Raw genomic sequence first — 17,758 nt, forward strand, 5'->3', positions numbered from 1 at the left:
GGACGGGGACCCAGACCCGTCCCGGATCTTTTCATGGGCCCGACGGTCGCCGCCCTTTGATCCTGCGCCACGCGCCGGGGCCGGGGTCGGCGCATCGCGGTGTCCTGCCCCGGCGGTGAGCCGCGCGGGGCCACGCCCGAGGACCGCCGTCCCTTGCCCTGCGCCGCGCCGCCGGGGCGGGTCAGCGCACCGCGGAGTCCTCCCCGGCGGTCAGCCGCGCGATCGGGGCGGGCGCGGCCGCGGCCGGAAGGTCGACCCGAAGCAGCGCGCCATCGCGGGCGGAGCGGGCGACGGTGACACGGCCGCCGTGGGCGTCGACGACCCGCTGCACGATCGACAGCCCCAGACCCGATCCCGGCAACGCGCGGGCGCTGTCGGCACGGTAGAACCGGTCGAACACCCGCGGTACGTCGGCGGCGTCGATGCCCGGCCCTGCGTCGTCGACCTCAAGCACCGCCGACGGGCCCTCGGCACGCAGCCGGACCTGGACCGGCTGGTCCTCGGGAGACCACTTGCCGGCGTTGTCGATGAGGTTGAGCACCGCCCGCTGGAGCGCAGCGGGACGCCCGCTCACCCACACGGAGGTCACGTCGAGCGCGACCTCGATGTCGGGCACGCGGGAACGCGCCCGGGTTGCCGCGGCCACCACCACGTCGGCGAGGTCGAGCAGCTCGGTGTTCTCGTCGCTGACGTCACCGCGCGCCAGGTCGGTCAGCTCGGCGGCAAGGGTGCTCAACTCGGCCACCTGGGCACCGAGATCGTGGAGCAGCCGAGTCCGGCTCTCCGCCGGCAGCGCGCTGTCCAGGGTGCCACGCCGATCGAGCCGGATCAGCAGCTCGACGTTGAGGCGCAGGCTGGTGAGCGGGGTCTTGAGCTCGTGGGCGGCGTCCTCGGCAAGCAGCCGCTGGGCCCGCCGGGAGTCCCGGAGCGCGGCGAGCATGTCGTTGATCGACCGGATCAGCCGCCGGATCTCCCCACCGCCCTCATCCGGGATGTCGGCATCGAGATCCCGGGTGTGCGCGACACGTACCGCGGCGGCGGTCAGCCGGTCGATCGGTGCCAGCCCGGTCCGCGCCACGGTACGCCCGACAAGGGCGCCGCCGACCACGCAGAACAGCCCGATCAGCAGCATGCCCAACCCGAATTGGTTGATCGGGCTGTCGTCGGCGACGCGAGCCACCTGGACCGCGCCGCCGCCCGCCCGCAGCGTGTAGATGAGGTAGCCCTCGTCGTCGCTGTCGTTCGACTCCATCAGGTCGGCCGACGCGCCCTGCGCCACCCGCCCGGCGTGCTCGCTGACGGGGGGCAGCGCCGGTTGCCCGGCCGGCGTACGGGTCGAGCCGTCGGGCAGGATGACCCGCACCAGCCGACCGGATCCGGGATACGGCGGTAGCTGGACCTGCCCCAGACCGGCGCGCTGCGCGCTCGTCGCCAGGACGCGGGAGTCGGCCCGTAGCTGATTCTCGGCGGTGTCCCGCAGCTCCCAGTCCAGTAGCTCGCTGGCCACCTGGAACGCCACGAACACGCTGACCGCGATGGCCGTCGCCGCGATCACCGTCAGCCTGGTCCGCAGGGACCGCCGGCGCCACCATCGGGTCAGCCGGCGCGGTTCCCGGCCGGCGGGCCTGCTCACGGAGGAGTCTCCCGCAGTGTGTATCCCAGGCCGCGCAGCGTGTAGATCAATCGCGGCTCACCCTCGGCCTCCATCTTGCGGCGCAGGTAGCTCACGTATACCTGGAGGTTGTTGGCGGTGGCGCTCATGTCGAAACCCCAGATCGCCTCGAACAGCGCGTCGCGGGTCAAGACCCGGGTCGCGTTGCGCATGAGGACCTGCAGGAGGGAGAACTCGGTCCGGGTCAGACGCAGCGGCCGCCCGCCACGCCACGCCTCGAACCTGTCGGCATCGAGCCGGACATCGGCGAACGACAGGATCTGCGACTCCTCGTCGGTCGGCGTGCGCCGACGCAGCAGGGCCCGCACCCGGGCCAGCAACTCCTCGGTGGCGAACGGCTTGGGCAGATAGTCGTCGGCGCCCGCGTCCAGCCCCGTGACCCGGTCGGAGACCTGGTCACGGGCGGTCAGCATCAACACCGGCAGATCCCGACCCTCCGCCCGCAACCGCCGGCAGGTCTCCAACCCGCCGAGGCGGGGCATCATCACGTCGAGGATCAGCAGATCCAGCGTGTCACCGCCGGCCCCAACGACCCCGTCGAGCACGGCGAGACCGTTGGCGACGGTGCTGGTGTCGTAACCCTCGACCTGGAGCACCCGCTCCAGCGACTCACGGATGGCCGCTTCATCATCCGCGATCATGATCCGCACGCCGGCCCGCCCCCCTCCAGTCGATGCCTTTGCCGCTCATTGTCCCCGATCAACCTGAAGCCAAAATTAGCGCGTCGCTGGGGATCGCGCTCTCAGCCTGACTTCATGGATCTTGGGGTCGTCCGGGTCAGCTGCCAAGGGTGTCGTGGTCGCCACGAGGAGGGCGCGGCGGGTGTGGACGGGTACGTCCTGGACGGTGCGGTGCAGTGGCTCGGTGGGGATCAGCGAGGTGGTGAAGACCGCGACGAGCGTCCAGGCCGCCGAGGCCGTCCGGGGTGAGGAAGGTCCGGGTGCCGTCGGCGTCGAGATTCTCGAGCGGGTGGGTCGTCACGGACAGGGCTCCTGTCGGAGGAGTCGGTGCGCCGGGGTAGGTGGTGTGGGCGCTTTTCAGCGCGCGGACACCGCTGCGGCAGGTGGTCGTGGCGGGAGCCGTGCGCATGGTCGGGCCGGCGGCCCGGCTCGGTGCGGTCGCGGTCCAGGCGCCGGGGAACCAGACGGCGGTGTACTGCGCGATGGCGTCGCGCAACCCGGTGGTGACGGCTCCCTCCCACGGGGGCTGCCCGGGGTGGCAGTTCGTGTCGAAGGTGCCGTAGCGCTCGGTGTCGGGGCGCGTGTTGGTCGCTTCGTCGCGGTGGTGGAAGGTGCCGTGCCACGCGAAGCCGAGGGTGACCCTCGATCCGCAGTCGCAGGGGCGTACCAGGGATCGGGGTGGCGTAGCAGGTGTTGCCCACGACGGCGTGGACGCGGAACGGGAGGCACAGTTCGGCGAAGAACTCGGAGGCTTGGGGGGACAAGGAGGAGGTCTCCGATAGGGCGTCGGGCCGGTCTGTCGGCGTGGGCCCGGGCCCGCTGGCCGCCGGTTCTCATCAGCTCGTTCCCGTTCACTGGCATCAACCGCGGGTACGGCGACTTGAGTTGCATGCGGCTGTCCGATGTGGACGATCACCGTCCAATCGGATCATGGCCCTCTGAACGGGTGCGGTACCGTCCCTGCCTCATCGAGGGCCCTCATCGCCAGGACCGGGCTCGATCTCCCACCGCCTTGACCTCAGCCGTTGAAGATCTCTACATGCGGTGGAGTTGGAATCGCTGGTTGGTGCTACCCGTGGCTGTCCACTGGGAGATGCGGGCTCCGTCGGCGGTGGAGGCCTCCCATACGTCCAGGGCAAGGCCGCTCTGTCGGTTGACCAGACTGATCACGCCACCGCCGTGGTCGACTATCCGCCACTGCTGACTGCCGGCGTCGGTCTCCGGCTGCTGGGTGATGTCGGCGCCGCTGCTGCCACTGGCGGCGTGCAGGACCAGACCCCTGCGCCCCACCCGGATCTTGTAGTGTCCGTCGTCGGAGGGCAGGAACTCGAAGTGCTGGTCGCGGCCGGCGGTGATCTGCCACTGGATCAGCAGCGCACCGGCGCCCGAGGACGCACCATTGATGTCGGCAGCCTTGCCGCTGTGCTGGGCCACCAACCGATACGCCACGCCGGCCTCCACCGGCCCCGGCCTGAGTGCGGACGCGCGGTAGGTCTTGCCGGCCTGGCCGGCGAACTCGATGAGATCGGCCTCGAGCCGCTTCGGCTGGACCGGCTCGCCGCTCGCGTCGTCCCGCAGCGTGAAGTCGCCGACGAAGATCCGACTGCGCACCCGGACGGCACCGGTTCGGTCGGGTGTGACGACGACCTCGATCCGGCCGCTGCTCCACTCGGCGCCGACGGTGTGTCCGCCGCGGCCGCGCAGTCCGCTCACGCGCCCGGTGGGCCAGGCGGCAGGCAGCGCCGGCAGCACGTGCAGTTCGCCGTTGTGGCTGTGCAACAGCATCTCCGCGATGCCCGAGGTGGCGCCGAAGTTGCCGTCGATCTGGAACGGTGGGTGCAGGTCGAACATGTTGGGCGCGAGCCGGTCCGTGCGCACCAGGTCCCGGATCAGCTTGTGGGCCCGGGCACCGTCCTCCAGCCTCGCCCAGAAGTTGATCTTCCACGCGAGCGACCATCCCGTCCCGTCGTCACCGCGCAGCTCCAGCGTCCGCCGCGCGGCCTCGTGCAACTGGGGTGTCCCGCGCTTGGTGATCTGGTTGCTCGGATGCAGGCCGTACAGGTGGGAGACGTGCCGGTGATTCCGCTCGGTCTCCACCCAGTCGGCCAGCCACTCCTGGACATTGCCTCTGGAGCCGACCCGTGTCGGGGCCAGCCGGTCCCGGGCCGCCAGTGCCTGAGCGCGGAAGGTGGCGTCCACGGCGAGGGTCTCGGCGGCGCGGGCGACGCTGTTGAAAAGGTCGCGCAGGATCTGGTTGTCCATGGTGGGCCCCGCGCAGACGGTGGCGTTCGTATGGTGAGCGAGCTCCGGAGAGTTCGACGGGTTGGTGACCAGGTGTCCTAGCGTCGGGTGGGCGACCAGGGTGTCGAGGAAGAACTGGGCGGCGCCCTTCAGGGCCGGATAGTTCGCGCGGAGGAAGTCGATGTCACCGGTGAACAGGTAGTGGTCCCAGATCAGGGTGGCCAGCCATGCGCCACCGGTCTGCCACATTCCCCACCGCGCTTCGTCGACGACCGAGGCGCCCCGCCACGCGTCGGTGTTGTGATGCGTCACCCAGCCGTCGGCACCGTACTGCGCCTTGGCCACCCGAGCCCCGGTCACGGTCAGGTCGTTGATCATGTCGAAGACCGGGAGGAAGCACTCGGGCAGGTTCGTCGTGTCGGCGGGCCAGTAGTTCATCGGCAGGTTGGCGTTGAGGGTGTACTTCGAGTCCCAGGACGGAGCCATCTGGTCGTTCCAGATGCCCTGCAGGTTCGCCGGCTGGGTGCCCTGCCGCGAGGACGAGATGAGCAGATACCGGCCGAACTGGAACAGCAAAGCGGAGAACTGCGGGTCGTTCACCTGCGCGTGCTGTGCGATCCGTACGTCGGTCGGCTGGTCGGCCGCCGTCGTACGTCCCAGATCGACCGACACCCGGTCGAACAGCGCCTGGTAGTCGGCGCGATGCCGGCTGCGCAGTTCGTCGATGCCAACGTTGCGGGCGGCGTTGAGGTGGCTGCGCGCGATCCCCTGGTAGTCGCCGTCGACCTTCCGGAAGTCGACGTAGCTGGAGCCGATCGACACCAGCACCGTCACGCTGGTGGCGCCGGAGACGCGCAGCGTGCCGCCCGAGCTGCTGACCGTGCCGCCCGTCACGGCGGCGTGAGCCAGGGCGAGGAACCGGACCCGCCCGGCGATGCCCTCCATGGTGCCGGAGGTACCGTCGAGGGCGATGGTGGCACCGTCCGGGCTGGACAGCGTTGTCCGTTGGGGACTGTCGAACGTGGCGTTGAAGGTGATGGAGTTGGCCCGGTCGGCCGTCAGCCGGACCACGATCACCTGGTCACGTGCGCTGGCGAACACCTCACGCTGGTACCGCACGCCGTTCAGCACGTAGGCCGTGAGCGCCGTGGCGGTGGTGAGGTCGAGCGTCCGGTTGTACTGCGACGCACCGGTGGCGCTGCCGAGGGAGAGCCGAAGGTTTCCGACCGGCTGGTAGGCCAGCTGTCCGGCCGGACTGCCCAGCATCGTCTGATTGATCAGGTCCTGCGCCGGCCCCCACTGATCCGCGAAGACTCGCCGCCGGATCTCCGCGATGTTGGCCGCGCCGCGAGTGTTGGCGGAGTCGTACGGGCCGCCGGCCCAGACAGTGTCCTCGTTGAGCTGCAGCCGTTCGGTGTCGACGTTGCCGAACACCATCGCGCCGAGGCGTCCATTGCCGATCGGCAGTGCCCGCAGCCAGTCCGCGCCGGCCGGTTTGTCGTACCACAGGGCGAGATCGTTGGCGGCCAGGACCTCCGGCGGCGCGGCAGAGCCGCTCCTGGCGACGGCCGTCCACCCACCCGGCACGATCCCTGCTCCAGCCGCCGCCCCGGCGGCGAGAAACCGTCTGCGTGTCACTTCGGACATGTCGTTCTCCCTTCACGACTGGAGCAGGTCACTGACTTCTGTGATGACAGACCGCCGGTGAGAAAGGCGACGGCGGTACGCCTGTCTTCTCCGGAGCGGAGGGCCACCGCGGCCGACGGTTACCTTCCACCGTGTCCGCCGAGCCGGGCGTCGCGTCGCATGTCGGTGTTCTTCTGGATCTGCCATGTCTGGTTGTCGCCTCCCCAGCACGCCCACAGCTGCGCCTTGAGGGTGGCCGTGTTCACGTCGAGGCAGAGGCCTGATCGAGCGCTGCGGACGGTGCCGTCACCGCCCACCGTCCACCGCTGGTTGTCGCCGCCGTTGCACGCCCATGTGCCGACCACGGTGCCGTTCGTCGTCCCGCTGTTGTACGCGTCCAGGCACTTGAGGCCGCCAAGTGCGGTGATCTGTCCGCCGGCCGTCAAGGTCCACTGCCGGCCTGCCGTGTTGTCACACATGTTCACCTGGACCTGGATGTTCGCCGTGGTCCCGCCGGGGATGTCAAGACAGCGCCCGGTGCCGAGGTTGCGCAGCAGGCCTCCGGGGGCCGGGACGTCGCCGTCCAAGCCCCAGCCGTATCTGAGGCGCTCGCGGCCGCCGGCGCTGGGGGTGCTGAGCGTGAGGTTGGTTCCCGTGCCGTGCAGTTTCTGCATGGCATACCAGTCGTCGCCCTGGCCCGCGCGTATCTTCCCGCCCAGCCCCGGCCAGTAGACGGAGCCGATCCGCAGGTCCCGGAGCACCGTGGTGGTGGCCCGGAAGTAGCGCACGAAGTTGTCGCTGCTGCCGGCATCCTGATAGTTGAGCCCGGTGTCCATCGGCGCGCCGAACTCGTCGACGACAGTGCGGTCGGCGCAGGAGCCGAATGCGTCCCGCAGGTAGCCCACCCACTGGTCGTAGGTCTTCGCACCGCTGAAGAACGTGTAGTGGTGCAGCGACAGAAACGTCCCGTCAAGGCGGCGGTCGGCGCACATGGATTTGATGTCGGTGTTCAGGCCGGCGCCGCTGACGAAGATGCGGTTCCGCTGAATCGACGGGTGGCTGCTGATCCAGTTGCTCACCACGTTCGCCCACTCGGCGGCGCTGTGTCCCGCCGGTTCGTTCATCGGCTCGAAGTGGACGAGGCTGTTGGAGCCGTACCGGGCCAGCACCGTGTTCCACATGGCCTCGAAGGCGCTCGGGTTGACGATGCGACCGTCGCGGGCGGCCACCCCGTCGTCCCAGTAGGAGAGGACGACCTTGAATCCCTTCGCGGTGGCTGCGTCTATCGCGCCCGTGTACGCGCTCCACCAGTTCGTCCCGACCGTGTAGGTGTTGATCGGGAGCCGAACGGTGTTGGCGCCGAGGTTGCTCTCGAAGCCGGTGTAGATGGCGTCGGCCTTCGCCACGACCGTCTGGTAGCTGTCAGAGCCGCTCAACCCGTGCAGGACCAACGGTCCACCGTGGAAGTTGTCACCGAGCCGGGCCCAGTTGACGCCACGGAACTGGGACGTGTCGGTGGCTGTCGGCGAGGCGCTGTCGTGCTCGGCGACCGCCAGAGCGCTGGGAACGGTCAGGATGTAGGTGAGCGCCCGGGCGAGATAGCGGCGGGTGCGGGTGCGGGGCATGGTAGCGCCTTCCCGGTTGACGGTGTGGTCACGTCTGTGCTGTAAAGGATCTCGACGTTGGCCGACAGCCGGCCGAGCCGGCGCGGAGCTTGCCCTCTCCGCGCCGGCCCCCTCCCAGATCGCTCGCGCAGCGGGCATGTCAGCGTCATACCGCTGTCGTGGCGTCTGGAAGACGTGCTCCCCGGCTTCCCGCCCGGGCGGTCGTTACCCGGCCCGGATCGGTTCCTCGTGGCTGAAGTCCCGGGTCTTCCGAGCCGCCTCACTGTGTGGGCACCAGAATTCCGCAGAACGCTTTTGACTTCCGCTTTCACAGGTCATGAATGGGGAACGTTCCGCGTCGACTTCCAGAAGATTGACAGATTGCCATGGTCTATTCAAGAGGTAAACGCCAGCAATTGAAGACCACCCCTCATAACCTTTTCAAGCAGCGAAATCGGAAACACGGCCGCATGTAAATCGCGGCAGTTTTCGTTATGGGTGGCCGGTTTGAACAGTCGCAGTCGCCGTAGTGGCGAAAAGCATGGCGCCCTTGCCGAACGCGGCGCACTTGGGCGCCGACTCGCGCGGCCGTCAGACGAGTTGGCCGAGCAGCCCGGCCCTGACGCCGGCAACCGGCCCGGAGTCGACCTCGGCCGGCTCGGCTCCCGTAGCGACGGCGTTCTCGGCCGCCCGGGCGAGCGCAGGTCTGTCGAGCACCGTGGCGGACCGCGCCAGCGGGACGGGGAGCAGCGCCAGGGCGACGATCAGCCGCTCAAGGGGCACCAGTTCGTCCGCGGCCCGGCCGCAGTCCGCACAGGATCGGGTGTGCCGGGTGATGCGCTTACGCCACAGCGCGCTCGGTACGCCGTCCCAGCCCGCCAGCGCGGCGTTCAGTTGCGGGCACCGGGGGCCGGCTTCCAGCGCCGCGACGAGCGACCGGCTCAGCTCCAGCTGGTTGCGCATCCGCTGGACGCGCACACCCGCGTGGGCCACGCTCGTTCCCAGCGCCGCCCTCGTGAGCCGGCCCCCGGTCTCCAGCCACCACAGCGACAGCAGCGCCCGGGCGTCCGGGTCGAGCCATCGACTGGCGCGTACGGTCTTTCGGCGATGCCCGGACAACTCGACGTGGATCAGGGCAAGGTTCTCGGCACCGGCGTCCGGCGGGTCGGTCATCTCGTCCAGGGGTACCGTCCGTTCGGCGTCCGCATGCCGCCGGTGCAGATGGGTGCTGATCTGTCGTGTCGCGATCGTGGCCAGCCAGGGCCGGAAGCACTCCGGGGTGCGCAGCGTGCGCAGCTCAGGAAGTGCCCGCAGCATCGTCTCCTGCACCACGTCGTCGACGTCCGCAAGCTCACCCAGCGCCCTGCGCACGATCGCGTACACCAGTGGCAGGTACGTCGCGGCCAGGTCGTCGAGCGCTCGTGGATCGCCGGCCCGTGCGGCGACGACCAGTCTCGTCTCGTCGGCTCGGCCGGCTCGCGTCATGAGCCCGTACACGTCGCCTCGGGCAAGGCCGCCGCAGGTGCCGCGCACATCGCCACCCTCGCGTTCGTACGCACGATCGACTCGGGCGCGGCCGGCTGGTAATGCTGGGCGGGCCGTCATCGCCCCGGCCATCCGCCGTCGACGGGAAGAACGATGCCGTTGACACGGTCCGGCGCCGATGAGGCGGGGAACTCCGCGGCCCCGGCGAGGTCGTCGGCGCGGCTCCGGCGACGGGCCGGGATCCGGCCGGGGATCGCCCGGTCGCACCGGGGGTCCGCGCGTAACGCCGGGGCGTTGCCGGGGGCGATGGGGCCCGGTGCGGTGGCGCTGACGCCGTGCCCGCCCCGCTCCTTCGCCAGGGCCGGCGCCTCGGTGACCCGGATCTCGATCTCGCGGGTGCGGGCCCCGCGGTAGACAACCACGTTCATCGATCCTCCATTCCCATGGTGTCGAACGTCCCTTCCGCGGTGGATCGGCATGGTCCAGGGGTGACCGCGAGCAGCCGTCGGCCGGCGTGCTCCGGCCGTATGTGCGGTCCGTCGGGTGCGTGTGCCGTTCGCTGACGGGCCGCGGTCATCACGGTCTCGTCGATCCGGATGCCGAGGCCCGGCGTGTCGCCGAGCACAAAGGCTCCGTCCTCGACGTGCAGGTCCATCGCGACGCCGATAGGCGGCTGCAGGTCCTGTAGTTCGCTGACGAGGTGGTTGGGCACCGACGTGGCAGCGTGCAGCAGCGCGAGGGGCGTGTTGCCGATCGGGCTGACCGGCAGGTCGTAGGCGTGCGCCAGCGCGGCGACGCGCAGGAAGTGGGTGACTCCCCAGACCGCGGCCGTCTGGACGATGTCGAGGCCTCCCGCCGCGATCAGCGGGCGGAACTGCTCAAGGCCGGTGAGGTTCTCCCCACTGGCGACCGCCGTCCGTACGCCACGGCTGACAGCGGCCAGGCCGTCGGCGTCCCAGCGCCGGACCGGCTCCTCGATCCAGGTCAGGTCGAGTGTGCGTTCCAGTTCGCCGACGTGGCGTACCGCCTGCTTGCGGCTCCAGGACTCGTTCGCATCCAACATGAGCCCTGGCCGGGTCCCGTGCGCAGCCTCGGTCAGTACCTCGCGTACGAGCGACAGCCGGTGCCGGTCACGCTCGATGTCCAGGCCGCCCTTGAGCTTCGCCGCCCGTAGCCCGCGTTCGGCGTAGACCTGGTAGGTGGCGACGAGCTCGTCGTCGGTGAGACCGATGTCCAGGCCGGAGGCGTAGGCGTGGACCGTGCGGTCGTTGCCGCCGAGCAACCGCCACAGCGGTTCACCCGCGGCCTGTGCCTTGATGTCCCACAACGCCGTGTCGAACGCGCCGATCGTGCCGAACACCACGCCGGAGTGCCCGGCTTTGAAGGTGTGCCGTAGCATGCGGTCGTAGAGGGCGGTCACCGCGCGCGGGTCCTGGCCGTCGATGGCGGCGAAGATCACCTCGGCTTCCACGTGCGGTCCCAGGCCGACTCCGGTGATCCCCTCATCGGTCTCGACGACGACGACCGGCACGGGCACGACGCCGTCGACGTAGACGCCGTTGGCGTCACCTACGGATCGGCCCCATCGCTGCGTCGTCGTCAGGGTTCTGTACCCGGTGATGCGCATGCGTCAGCCCTTCGTAGCGCCGGCCGTCACGCTGTCCGCGATCTGGCGCTGCAGGAACAGGTAGGTCACCAGCACGGGTAGCCCGGCGATCAGGACACCGGCCGCGAAGGTGGGGATGTCGGCGGAGTACTGGCCGCGCAGTGAGGTGATGCCCACCATCAGGGTGCGATGGTCGGCCGACGGCATCATCAGCAGCGCGATGAGCACGTCGTTCCAGCAGAACAGCGCGTCGAGGATGCCCACCGACAGCAGTGCCGGAGCACCCATCGGCAGCATGATGCGCCGGTAGACGCCGTACAGGGTGTTTCCGTCGATCCGTGCGGCGTCGACGAGCTCGGTGGGCACCGCTCGGTAGTAGCTCGTCATCAAGAAGACGGTGAACGGCAGGAACTGCGCGACGTAGGCGAGGACCAGCCCCGGATAGGTGTCGATGAGACCGCCGTCGGCCATGATCCTGGCCAGCGGCACCATGATCACCTGGAACGGGACGAACAGTGCCGCGAGGCAGACCAGGGCCAGCGTGGACGACCCACGGAACCGCACCTGGGCCAGCGCGAACCCGGCCATGGACCCGATGAGCAGGAGCAGCGCCACGGCGCAGGCCACCACGATCACGGAGTTGAGGAGGTACCGTCCCATGCCGACGCTGTTCCACGCGGTGCTGAGGTTGTCCCACTGGAGAGTGCCTGCCAGGGAGAACCGGTCGAGGATGTACTCCCGGCGGGTCTTCATCGCGACGTTGGCGGTGAACAGCAGCGGGTAGATCGTCGCCAGCGCGAGGAGCGCCATCGGCACGGCCACCAGCCATCTGCTCGGGCCCAGGCGGGACATCAGTCCTCCCTCCCCGCCCGGCGCAGCAGGCCGACCTGCAGCAGACCCACGCACAGCATGACGAGGAAGAGGACTGTGGACGCGGCCGACGCGAGCGCCGGACGGCTCATCTGCCCCTGCTGGACCCAGATGTAGTACTCCGGCAGGTAGGTCGACCCTTCCGGCCCACCACTGGTCATGACGTAGAGCAGCCCGAACATCGAGGTCAGCATCCCGATCATCGTGGTGACGACGACGAACCGGATGGTGCGGGCCAGACCCGGGATGATGACGTGCCAGATCATCCGCGCGAGCGAGGCGCCGTCGACCCGGGCGGCGTCCAGAAGTGCGGGGTCCAGGGTCGCGAACCCGGCCAGGAAGACCATCAGCGCCATCCCCGACGTCGCCCAGATGTGCACGCCGACGACGGAGAAGATGGCCACGTCGGGATCGCCGAGCCAGTCCACCGGGCCGACCCCCGAGCTGCCGAGCACGGCGTTCAGCGGACCGTCGAAGGCCAGGAGCAGGTTGAAGATCGCGCCGACGATCACCGGTGAGAGCACAGCCGGGAAGAAGTAGACGCTCCGGAAGAACGGGTGTCCTGGCACCCGCAGGTGGATGAAGGTGGCGAGCAGTCCCGGGATCGCGACCGCGACCGGCAGCAGCAGCACCAGCAGTCCGACGTTGCTCAGCGCGGTGCGGAACAGCGGATCGCCGATGAGTTCCGCGTAGTTGTCGAACCCCACCGTGGCGCCGTTGCGTTCGCCGTCACCGGTGAAGGAGAAGCTGACACCCAACCCCAGCGGCCAGAGCCGGAGCACCACGATGATCAGGACAGCGGGGGCGACCAGGACGTAGGGGGCGAGGCGTTCGGCACGCCGGCCGTTGCGGACTCGCGGAGATTTCGACGCAGGGCCGCGATCACCTACCGCCTCACCTGCTCGCGCCCCGTCGGTCCGCCCTGCTTGAGCAGCGCGGACCGACGACCCATCGGATGACATGGCCTCAGCCCGCCTGGTCGGACGCCGCCAGCTGCTCGACCGCCTCATCGACCGTGACCGATCCGCTCAGCAGTTGCTGAGACAGCCGCCCCATCAGGTCTACGGTTCTGGACGGCAGGGCCACGTGCAGGGCGGGCTTGCCACCGTCGATCTCAGACACGATGGTGGCGACGGCCGGTCCACCGTTCGAGACGTCCACGGTGCGGTCGGCCGCGATGGCGCCCGCGTCGGCGTAGAACGACTTCAGTGCGTCGGTCGAGGTCAGGGAGCGCACGAGGTCGGCGGCGGCCTCGGGGTCCTTGGTCCACTTGGCGACGGCGTAGCCGATGCCGCCGTCGTAGGGAAGGCTCGGCGTGGCGCCGGCCGTGACGACCGGCGACTTCATGACGCCGACATCGGCGGCGTCGAGGAATTCGGCGAAGTCCTTCCAGTGCCCGACGTCCGACATCAACCCGATGACGTGGGCGGCCTTGTCGGACTGGAACACCGCGAACGCGTCGTTGAACATCGCCGTCGAGTTCGCCCCGTCGTTGTTCAGGCCTTTGTCGTTGGCCTCTTTCCAGAGCGAGAAGACCCGCTTGACCGCCGGCGAGGACCAGTCTCGCTCGCCGGCGATCCAGTCGTCGTACTCCGTGGGCGACAGGACGCCCGAGCCGAGCCCGGACAGGAAGAACTGGATACCGATGCCTTCCTTGTTGCCCTGCGCGAAGCACCTGGCACCGGTCGCCTTGGTGATGGTCCGGCAGTCGGCGACGAACTCGTCCCAGCTGGTGGCCGGCTGCTCCGGGTCCAGCCCTGCCTTCCGGTAGAGCGACTTGTTGTAGTAGATCGGGTGACCCTGCAAGGTCACCGGAGCGGCGTAGGTCTTGCTGTCCTTGGTGAAGGCCTCCCACCCGGCCAGCCGCTTCCTGTCAGCACGGACGTACTCGTCCAGCGGCAGAAGGGAGTCCGCGCGGTCACGGATCTGCCCGCCGCCGTTGAAGAGCATGACGTCCGGCCCCTTGCCGGCTTGGATGGCGGCCCCGAGCAGGGTGTAGTACTGCTCGAACGGCTGCGCGACGAACTCGACCGTCACGCCGGGATGCCGCTGGGCGAAGTCGGCCTTGGCCTTCTTGACGTATGAGGACGCCGTGGCGTCGCCGGACTTCCAGTCCCAGACGACGAGCTTGCCCTTCGAACCACCGGACGCCGAATCCGGGTCGGAGGCGCTGCCGCAGCCGGTGGCTAAGACAACGAGCCCGGCGACCAGGATCGCCGACCGAGGTAATCGCTGCTTCATTGCTGCCCCGCTCTCCTGAGGTGGCCGGCTGTCCGGCAGTTGAGGTTGAGGAGGAACGCAACTCGTAAGACGTATGTAACCCGTATGACGTATGACGTCAACCGGATGCCGTATAGTGGGCGGGATTCCGTCGTCCGGCGCGGGTCCCGGGGGGTGTCATGACGGCAGTACCGCAGTCATCCGCAGGGGCCTCCGAGGTCCCCGCCTGGAGTCGGCGCCCGGCGAACCTTGCCGCCGCGGTCACGGCTGAGCTGGTGGAGCGGATCGTCCGTGGAGTCCATCCGTCCGGTTCGCCGCTCCCCCCCGAACCCGTGCTCTGCGCGACCTTCTCGGTCAGCCGCACCGTGGTCCGCGAGGCGGTGAAGATTCTTCAGGAGAAGGGGCTGGTGCAGGTCCGCCAGGGCGCCGGCACGATGGTCACCCCGCCGGCGATGTGGAACATGCTTGACGAACTGGTCCTCGGTGCGACCATCGCCGAGGACGAGAGCCTGGCCATCCTCGATCACCTCGTCGCGACCCGGCGCGTGCTGGAGTCCGATATGGCCAACGTCGCCGCCCGCCTGGCGAACTCCGAGGTGATCGACCAGCTGCGCGGTCTGGTGGAGCGGATGGACGGGCTCGTCGACGACCCCGCTTCGTACCACGAAGAGGACCGGGCGTTCCACGACACCGTCATGCAGGCGTCGGGGAACCGCATCGGCCGTGCCGTGGTCCGTTCGCTGGAGCGCCAGGTCATCGACTCCGCCCGTTACTTGGGCCGAACCGGCCGCGCCTTGTGCGTCGCGTCCAACCAGGGCCATCGGCGCATCTACGAGCGGATCGCCGGGCACGACCCCAAGGGTGCGGCCGAGGCGATGTTCACCCACATCACCGAGGCGTGGGTGGTGCGCCGCAGCGGGCCGGGAAAGCCGACCCGGCTGCGGCGTTAGAGGCGACCGACTGGTCCTGCCTCGGGCGAGGCCGATGCCGTCGCGGCGCAGGTGGTCATCTCCTGGTGGCAGCTGACGGCCACCTCGTTCGTCGACCACGAGTCGATGTGATCGACATGGCAGAACATCGGCTTGCGGGCCGGTTCGGCCGTGCTGGTGCCGCTGACGACTTCACCTGTCCGGGCCTTGGCACACCCCGCTGAACGACCGGAAGGAACCAAAGTCACCGGCACAGCGTTCAGGGGCCCCGCACGACGAGCGGCAGGGGCCGGCGGCGTGCCGCGTTCCGCAGGTGTCCACGGATCCACAGATCCACCGAGGCGCGATGGCGACCCGCACCCACTCGGGCCCCACCGCCGGCATCCGCTCCTGTCCCGAAGGAGCGGATGGGCGTTGATTCGCTATCGCAGTGCCCACTGCTGGTTGGTGCCGCCGTGACAGGACCAGAGGATGGTGCGGGTGCCGTTGGCGGTGCCGGCGGCGTTGGCGTCGAGGCAGAGTCCGGACTGGACGCCGGTGATGGTGCCGTTGGGGTTGACGTTCCACTGTTGGTTGGTCTGGCCGTTGCAGTCCCAGATGATGACCTGGGTGCCGTTGGTGGTGCCGCTTCCGCCGGCGTCGAGGCACTTGTTGCCGTGGACGGTCAGTTGCTTGCCGGCGGTGTAGGTCCAGGTCTGGCCGGCCGTGCCGGTGCAGTCCTGGAGTTGGGTCTGGGTGCCGTTGGTGGTGCCGGTGCCGGGGACGGTCAGACAGCGGCCGGACTGCGCACCCACGATCTGCCGAGCCGTTGTCGGCGGCGGGGTGGTGTCCTTCGGTCCGGCGGACGCCATCACGTCCTGGGCACCGGAAGGCCAGTTGCCGTTGGTGACCGTGACATTGCCGGCGACCACGTTGCCGCGGTCCCCGTTGGTCACGTTCGTGCTGCCGTTGGTCGACCAGTTGTTGGTGACGGTCCAGCTCCCCATGTTCTCGCCACCCCAGTAGTTGGCTGTCGCCCACGTACCGGTGTTCGAGAAGACGTTGTTGTCGGCCTTGTAGTACTTCGAGCCCTCGTCGAAGTACAGCCCGAAGTGTCCGTTGGTGCGCAGGCAGTGGTTCCGGCTGATCAGCGCGCTCGGGTTCCATCCGAGCGTGTAGATGCAGCCACCGTCGTTCATCTGCTGCATGACATCGTGGATGTAGTTGCCGACGAGCCGATTGTTGGACGCGGTGGTCGGGGTCGTGTAGCGCGGCTGGTAGTTGTACAGGCCGCGGTTGGCATAGTGGTTGCTGCCGCCCGCGTCGTTGGCACCCCAGCCGAACCCGATCGACATGCCGGAGTACGGCATGTTGTACACCTCGTTCTGGGCGACCGTACTGTTGGTGACGTACGTGGTCAGGACGGAGACGATGCCCCGGTGGTCCGCCCCGAGGTCGTGGATGCGGTTGTTGCTGATCGTGATGTCCCGGTTGACCATGCGCTGGTCGCTGGGGTGGTGGGCGTCGGCGCGCACGCCGCCCACGAGGATGCCACCGGCTGAGCTCCGGGCTATCTCCGACCGGGTCACCGTGATGTCGGCGGCGCCCAGGCCGACGCCGCTGGTGTGCGCGCCCGCGTCGTTGCCGATACCGATGGCCGTCTGTCCCAGGTTGACGAACCGGGAGTCGGTGAAGGTGATGGTGTGGGCGGCGGAGACCTGCACGGCGGCCGGCATCTGCCGCCAGTGCGGCCGGGCGGCCTCGAACTGCGTGCAGCCGTTGTGGCAGGAGTCGAAGCTCGGCCAGTTCCAGTCGCCGGCCAGGTACGCGCCGGTCTGCTGGTCCGCGTACCCCTGGTTGCTGCTGGGGCCCAGCCAGCTCGTCCCGGTGAAGGTGATCCCGCTGAACGTGAGGTGGTGCGCCGGCTCGCCGTACGTGCCGCCGACGTTCACCAGCGACTGCAGCCTCGGCAGTTCCACGCTGACGGAGCTCATGTTCTGCCCGGCCAGGGGTTTGTAGTACAGGGTTCCGGCCGTGGGGTTGAGGTACCACTCGCCGGGCGAGTCCAGGAACTCGTACGCGTTGGACAGGTAGAACGGCCCGGCCCGGTGGGGCCGCATGAGGGTGTCGTAGCCGAAGTTGTTGTTGTTCCACGCCGGCTGCTGCATCGTGATGAAGTTCCCGCCGATGCTCTGCACCGGCGAGTACCGGTCGGTGAAGGAGTTGACGCTCTCCACCTCGATCCGGCTCTGGTCGGCCAGGTTGTTCAGATAGCTCAGCGCACCGCCCGAGAACCTCATACCGGCGCTGGAGGCGGTGAAATCGGCCCTGTTCACCTGCGTGCGTGCCCGGGTGGCGACGGCGCCGTCGACATAGAGCTGCCGCGCGTCGAGACCGGCGGGCACGTCGGCCTTCCAGATGTTCTTGCCCGTGTCGGACACCGACCAGCCGGTGACCGCCCGGGCACCGGTGATCACCGGACGCGCCGACGGGGCGGCCCTCCACACGACCGTGTGGCCGCCTGAGCCGGAGTCCTCCGCTGTCAGCCGCAAGGGTTGGGCCGGCCGGTACACACCGTCGGCCAACTGCACCACGATGTCGTCCGACATGGCGTCGTTGAGCGATCGCACCTCCGCCTGCGCGGCTGCCAGTGAGCACGGCTGCGCACTGGAACAGTCAGTACCGGTGCCGGACGGCGAGACGTACACGGTGTGTGCGGCTGCGGATGCGGGCGCGGGGAACGCCACCACCGCGGTCGCGGCCAAACCGACTGTGGCGGCTACGGCGAGAAGCCGCCTTCGTATCGTGTGGGCTGTGAACACGCTTTCTCCTTATGGCTGTTCCCG

At 69.1% G+C, this 17,758-nt stretch carries 12 protein-coding genes and 1 pseudogene; 1 reads left to right on the plus strand and 12 read right to left on the minus strand.

Going from position 1 to position 17,758, the window contains the following annotated elements; translation table 11 throughout:
• Positions 1-181: 181 nt before the first annotated feature.
• From H4687_RS00660 to H4687_RS00710, 11 genes and pseudogenes are all read right to left on the minus strand, one after another.
• Positions 182-1,633, minus strand: coding sequence for a HAMP domain-containing sensor histidine kinase (locus H4687_RS00660; protein ID WP_046914067.1), 1,452 nt, complete (start codon positions 1,631-1,633; stop codon positions 182-184).
• The gene (locus tag H4687_RS00665; RefSeq protein ID WP_046914066.1) at positions 1,630-2,322 is read right to left on the minus strand and encodes a response regulator transcription factor; all 693 of its coding nucleotides are present in this window, start codon (positions 2,320-2,322) and stop codon (positions 1,630-1,632) included. The genes H4687_RS00660 and H4687_RS00665 overlap by 4 nt, the downstream gene beginning before the upstream one ends.
• A 394-nt stretch (positions 2,323-2,716) precedes the next feature.
• A pseudogene (locus tag H4687_RS45985) lies at positions 2,717-3,116 on the minus strand (hypothetical protein); the annotation flags it as partial.
• A gap of 271 nt (positions 3,117-3,387) precedes the next feature.
• Positions 3,388-6,240 (minus strand): glycosyl hydrolase family 95 catalytic domain-containing protein, encoded by a 2,853-nt coding sequence (locus tag H4687_RS00675; protein WP_046914064.1) that lies wholly within the window; start codon positions 6,238-6,240, stop codon positions 3,388-3,390.
• Between the two features lie 119 nt (positions 6,241-6,359).
• The gene (locus tag H4687_RS00680; protein WP_046914063.1) at positions 6,360-7,844 is read right to left on the minus strand and encodes a ricin-type beta-trefoil lectin domain protein; all 1,485 of its coding nucleotides are present in this window, start codon (positions 7,842-7,844) and stop codon (positions 6,360-6,362) included.
• 570 nt (positions 7,845-8,414) lie between these two features.
• The gene (locus H4687_RS00685; RefSeq protein WP_225966544.1) at positions 8,415-9,308 is read right to left on the minus strand and encodes an RNA polymerase sigma factor; all 894 of its coding nucleotides are present in this window, start codon (positions 9,306-9,308) and stop codon (positions 8,415-8,417) included.
• A gap of 116 nt (positions 9,309-9,424) precedes the next feature.
• Positions 9,425-9,736, minus strand: a complete 312-nt coding sequence (locus H4687_RS00690) for a Rossmann-fold NAD(P)-binding domain-containing protein (RefSeq protein ID WP_046914062.1) — start codon at positions 9,734-9,736, stop codon at positions 9,425-9,427.
• Positions 9,733-10,935, minus strand: a complete 1,203-nt coding sequence (locus tag H4687_RS00695; RefSeq protein WP_046914061.1) for a mandelate racemase/muconate lactonizing enzyme family protein — start codon at positions 10,933-10,935, stop codon at positions 9,733-9,735. Before H4687_RS00695 ends, H4687_RS00690 begins: the two co-directional genes overlap by 4 nt.
• 3 nt (positions 10,936-10,938) lie before the next feature.
• Positions 10,939-11,766 carry a carbohydrate ABC transporter permease gene (locus H4687_RS00700; RefSeq protein WP_046914060.1) on the minus strand — a complete coding sequence of 276 codons (828 nt, stop codon included), beginning with the start codon at positions 11,764-11,766 and terminating at the stop codon, positions 10,939-10,941.
• Positions 11,766-12,566 carry a carbohydrate ABC transporter permease gene (locus H4687_RS00705; RefSeq protein ID WP_234317448.1) on the minus strand — a complete coding sequence of 267 codons (801 nt, stop codon included), beginning with the start codon at positions 12,564-12,566 and terminating at the stop codon, positions 11,766-11,768. The genes H4687_RS00700 and H4687_RS00705 overlap by 1 nt, the downstream gene beginning before the upstream one ends.
• Positions 12,567-12,750: 184 nt before the next feature.
• Complete coding sequence (locus H4687_RS00710; protein WP_046914059.1) at positions 12,751-14,025, minus strand: ABC transporter substrate-binding protein; 1,275 nt, start codon at positions 14,023-14,025, stop codon at positions 12,751-12,753.
• A 158-nt stretch (positions 14,026-14,183) separates the two neighbouring features.
• Here H4687_RS00710 and H4687_RS00715 point away from each other — a divergent pair, with 158 nt between their 5' ends.
• On the plus strand, positions 14,184-14,954 hold the full coding sequence (locus H4687_RS00715; RefSeq protein ID WP_078907684.1) for a FadR/GntR family transcriptional regulator: 771 nt from the start codon (positions 14,184-14,186) through the stop codon (positions 14,952-14,954).
• 401 nt (positions 14,955-15,355) lie between these two features.
• Here H4687_RS00715 and H4687_RS00720 read toward each other — a convergent pair whose 3' ends face one another.
• Positions 15,356-17,659, minus strand: coding sequence for a ricin-type beta-trefoil lectin domain protein (locus H4687_RS00720; protein WP_234317447.1), 2,304 nt, complete (start codon positions 17,657-17,659; stop codon positions 15,356-15,358).
• Positions 17,660-17,758 lie beyond the last annotated feature (99 nt).

It is taken from the genome of Streptomyces stelliscabiei (assembly GCF_014873495.1).
Classification (GTDB): domain Bacteria; phylum Actinomycetota; class Actinomycetes; order Streptomycetales; family Streptomycetaceae; genus Streptomyces; species Streptomyces bottropensis.

Bases quoted from the DNA above. Each gene is read 5' to 3' on its own strand.
- H4687_RS00675 (WP_046914064.1), bottom strand. From the start codon at position 6,240: ATGTCCGAAGTGACACGCAGACGGTTTCTCGCCGCCGGGGCGGCGGCT.
- H4687_RS00680 (WP_046914063.1), bottom strand. From the start codon at position 7,844: ATGCCCCGCACCCGCACCCGCCGCTATCTCGCCCGGGCGCTCACCTAC.
- H4687_RS00685 (WP_225966544.1), bottom strand. From the start codon at position 9,308: ATGACGCGAGCCGGCCGAGCCGACGAGACGAGACTGGTCGTCGCCGCA.
- H4687_RS00690 (WP_046914062.1), bottom strand. From the start codon at position 9,736: ATGAACGTGGTTGTCTACCGCGGGGCCCGCACCCGCGAGATCGAGATC.
- H4687_RS00695 (WP_046914061.1), bottom strand. From the start codon at position 10,935: ATGCGCATCACCGGGTACAGAACCCTGACGACGACGCAGCGATGGGGC.
- H4687_RS00700 (WP_046914060.1), bottom strand. From the start codon at position 11,766: ATGTCCCGCCTGGGCCCGAGCAGATGGCTGGTGGCCGTGCCGATGGCG.
- H4687_RS00710 (WP_046914059.1), bottom strand. From the start codon at position 14,025: ATGAAGCAGCGATTACCTCGGTCGGCGATCCTGGTCGCCGGGCTCGTT.
- H4687_RS00715 (WP_078907684.1), top strand. From the start codon at position 14,184: ATGACGGCAGTACCGCAGTCATCCGCAGGGGCCTCCGAGGTCCCCGCC.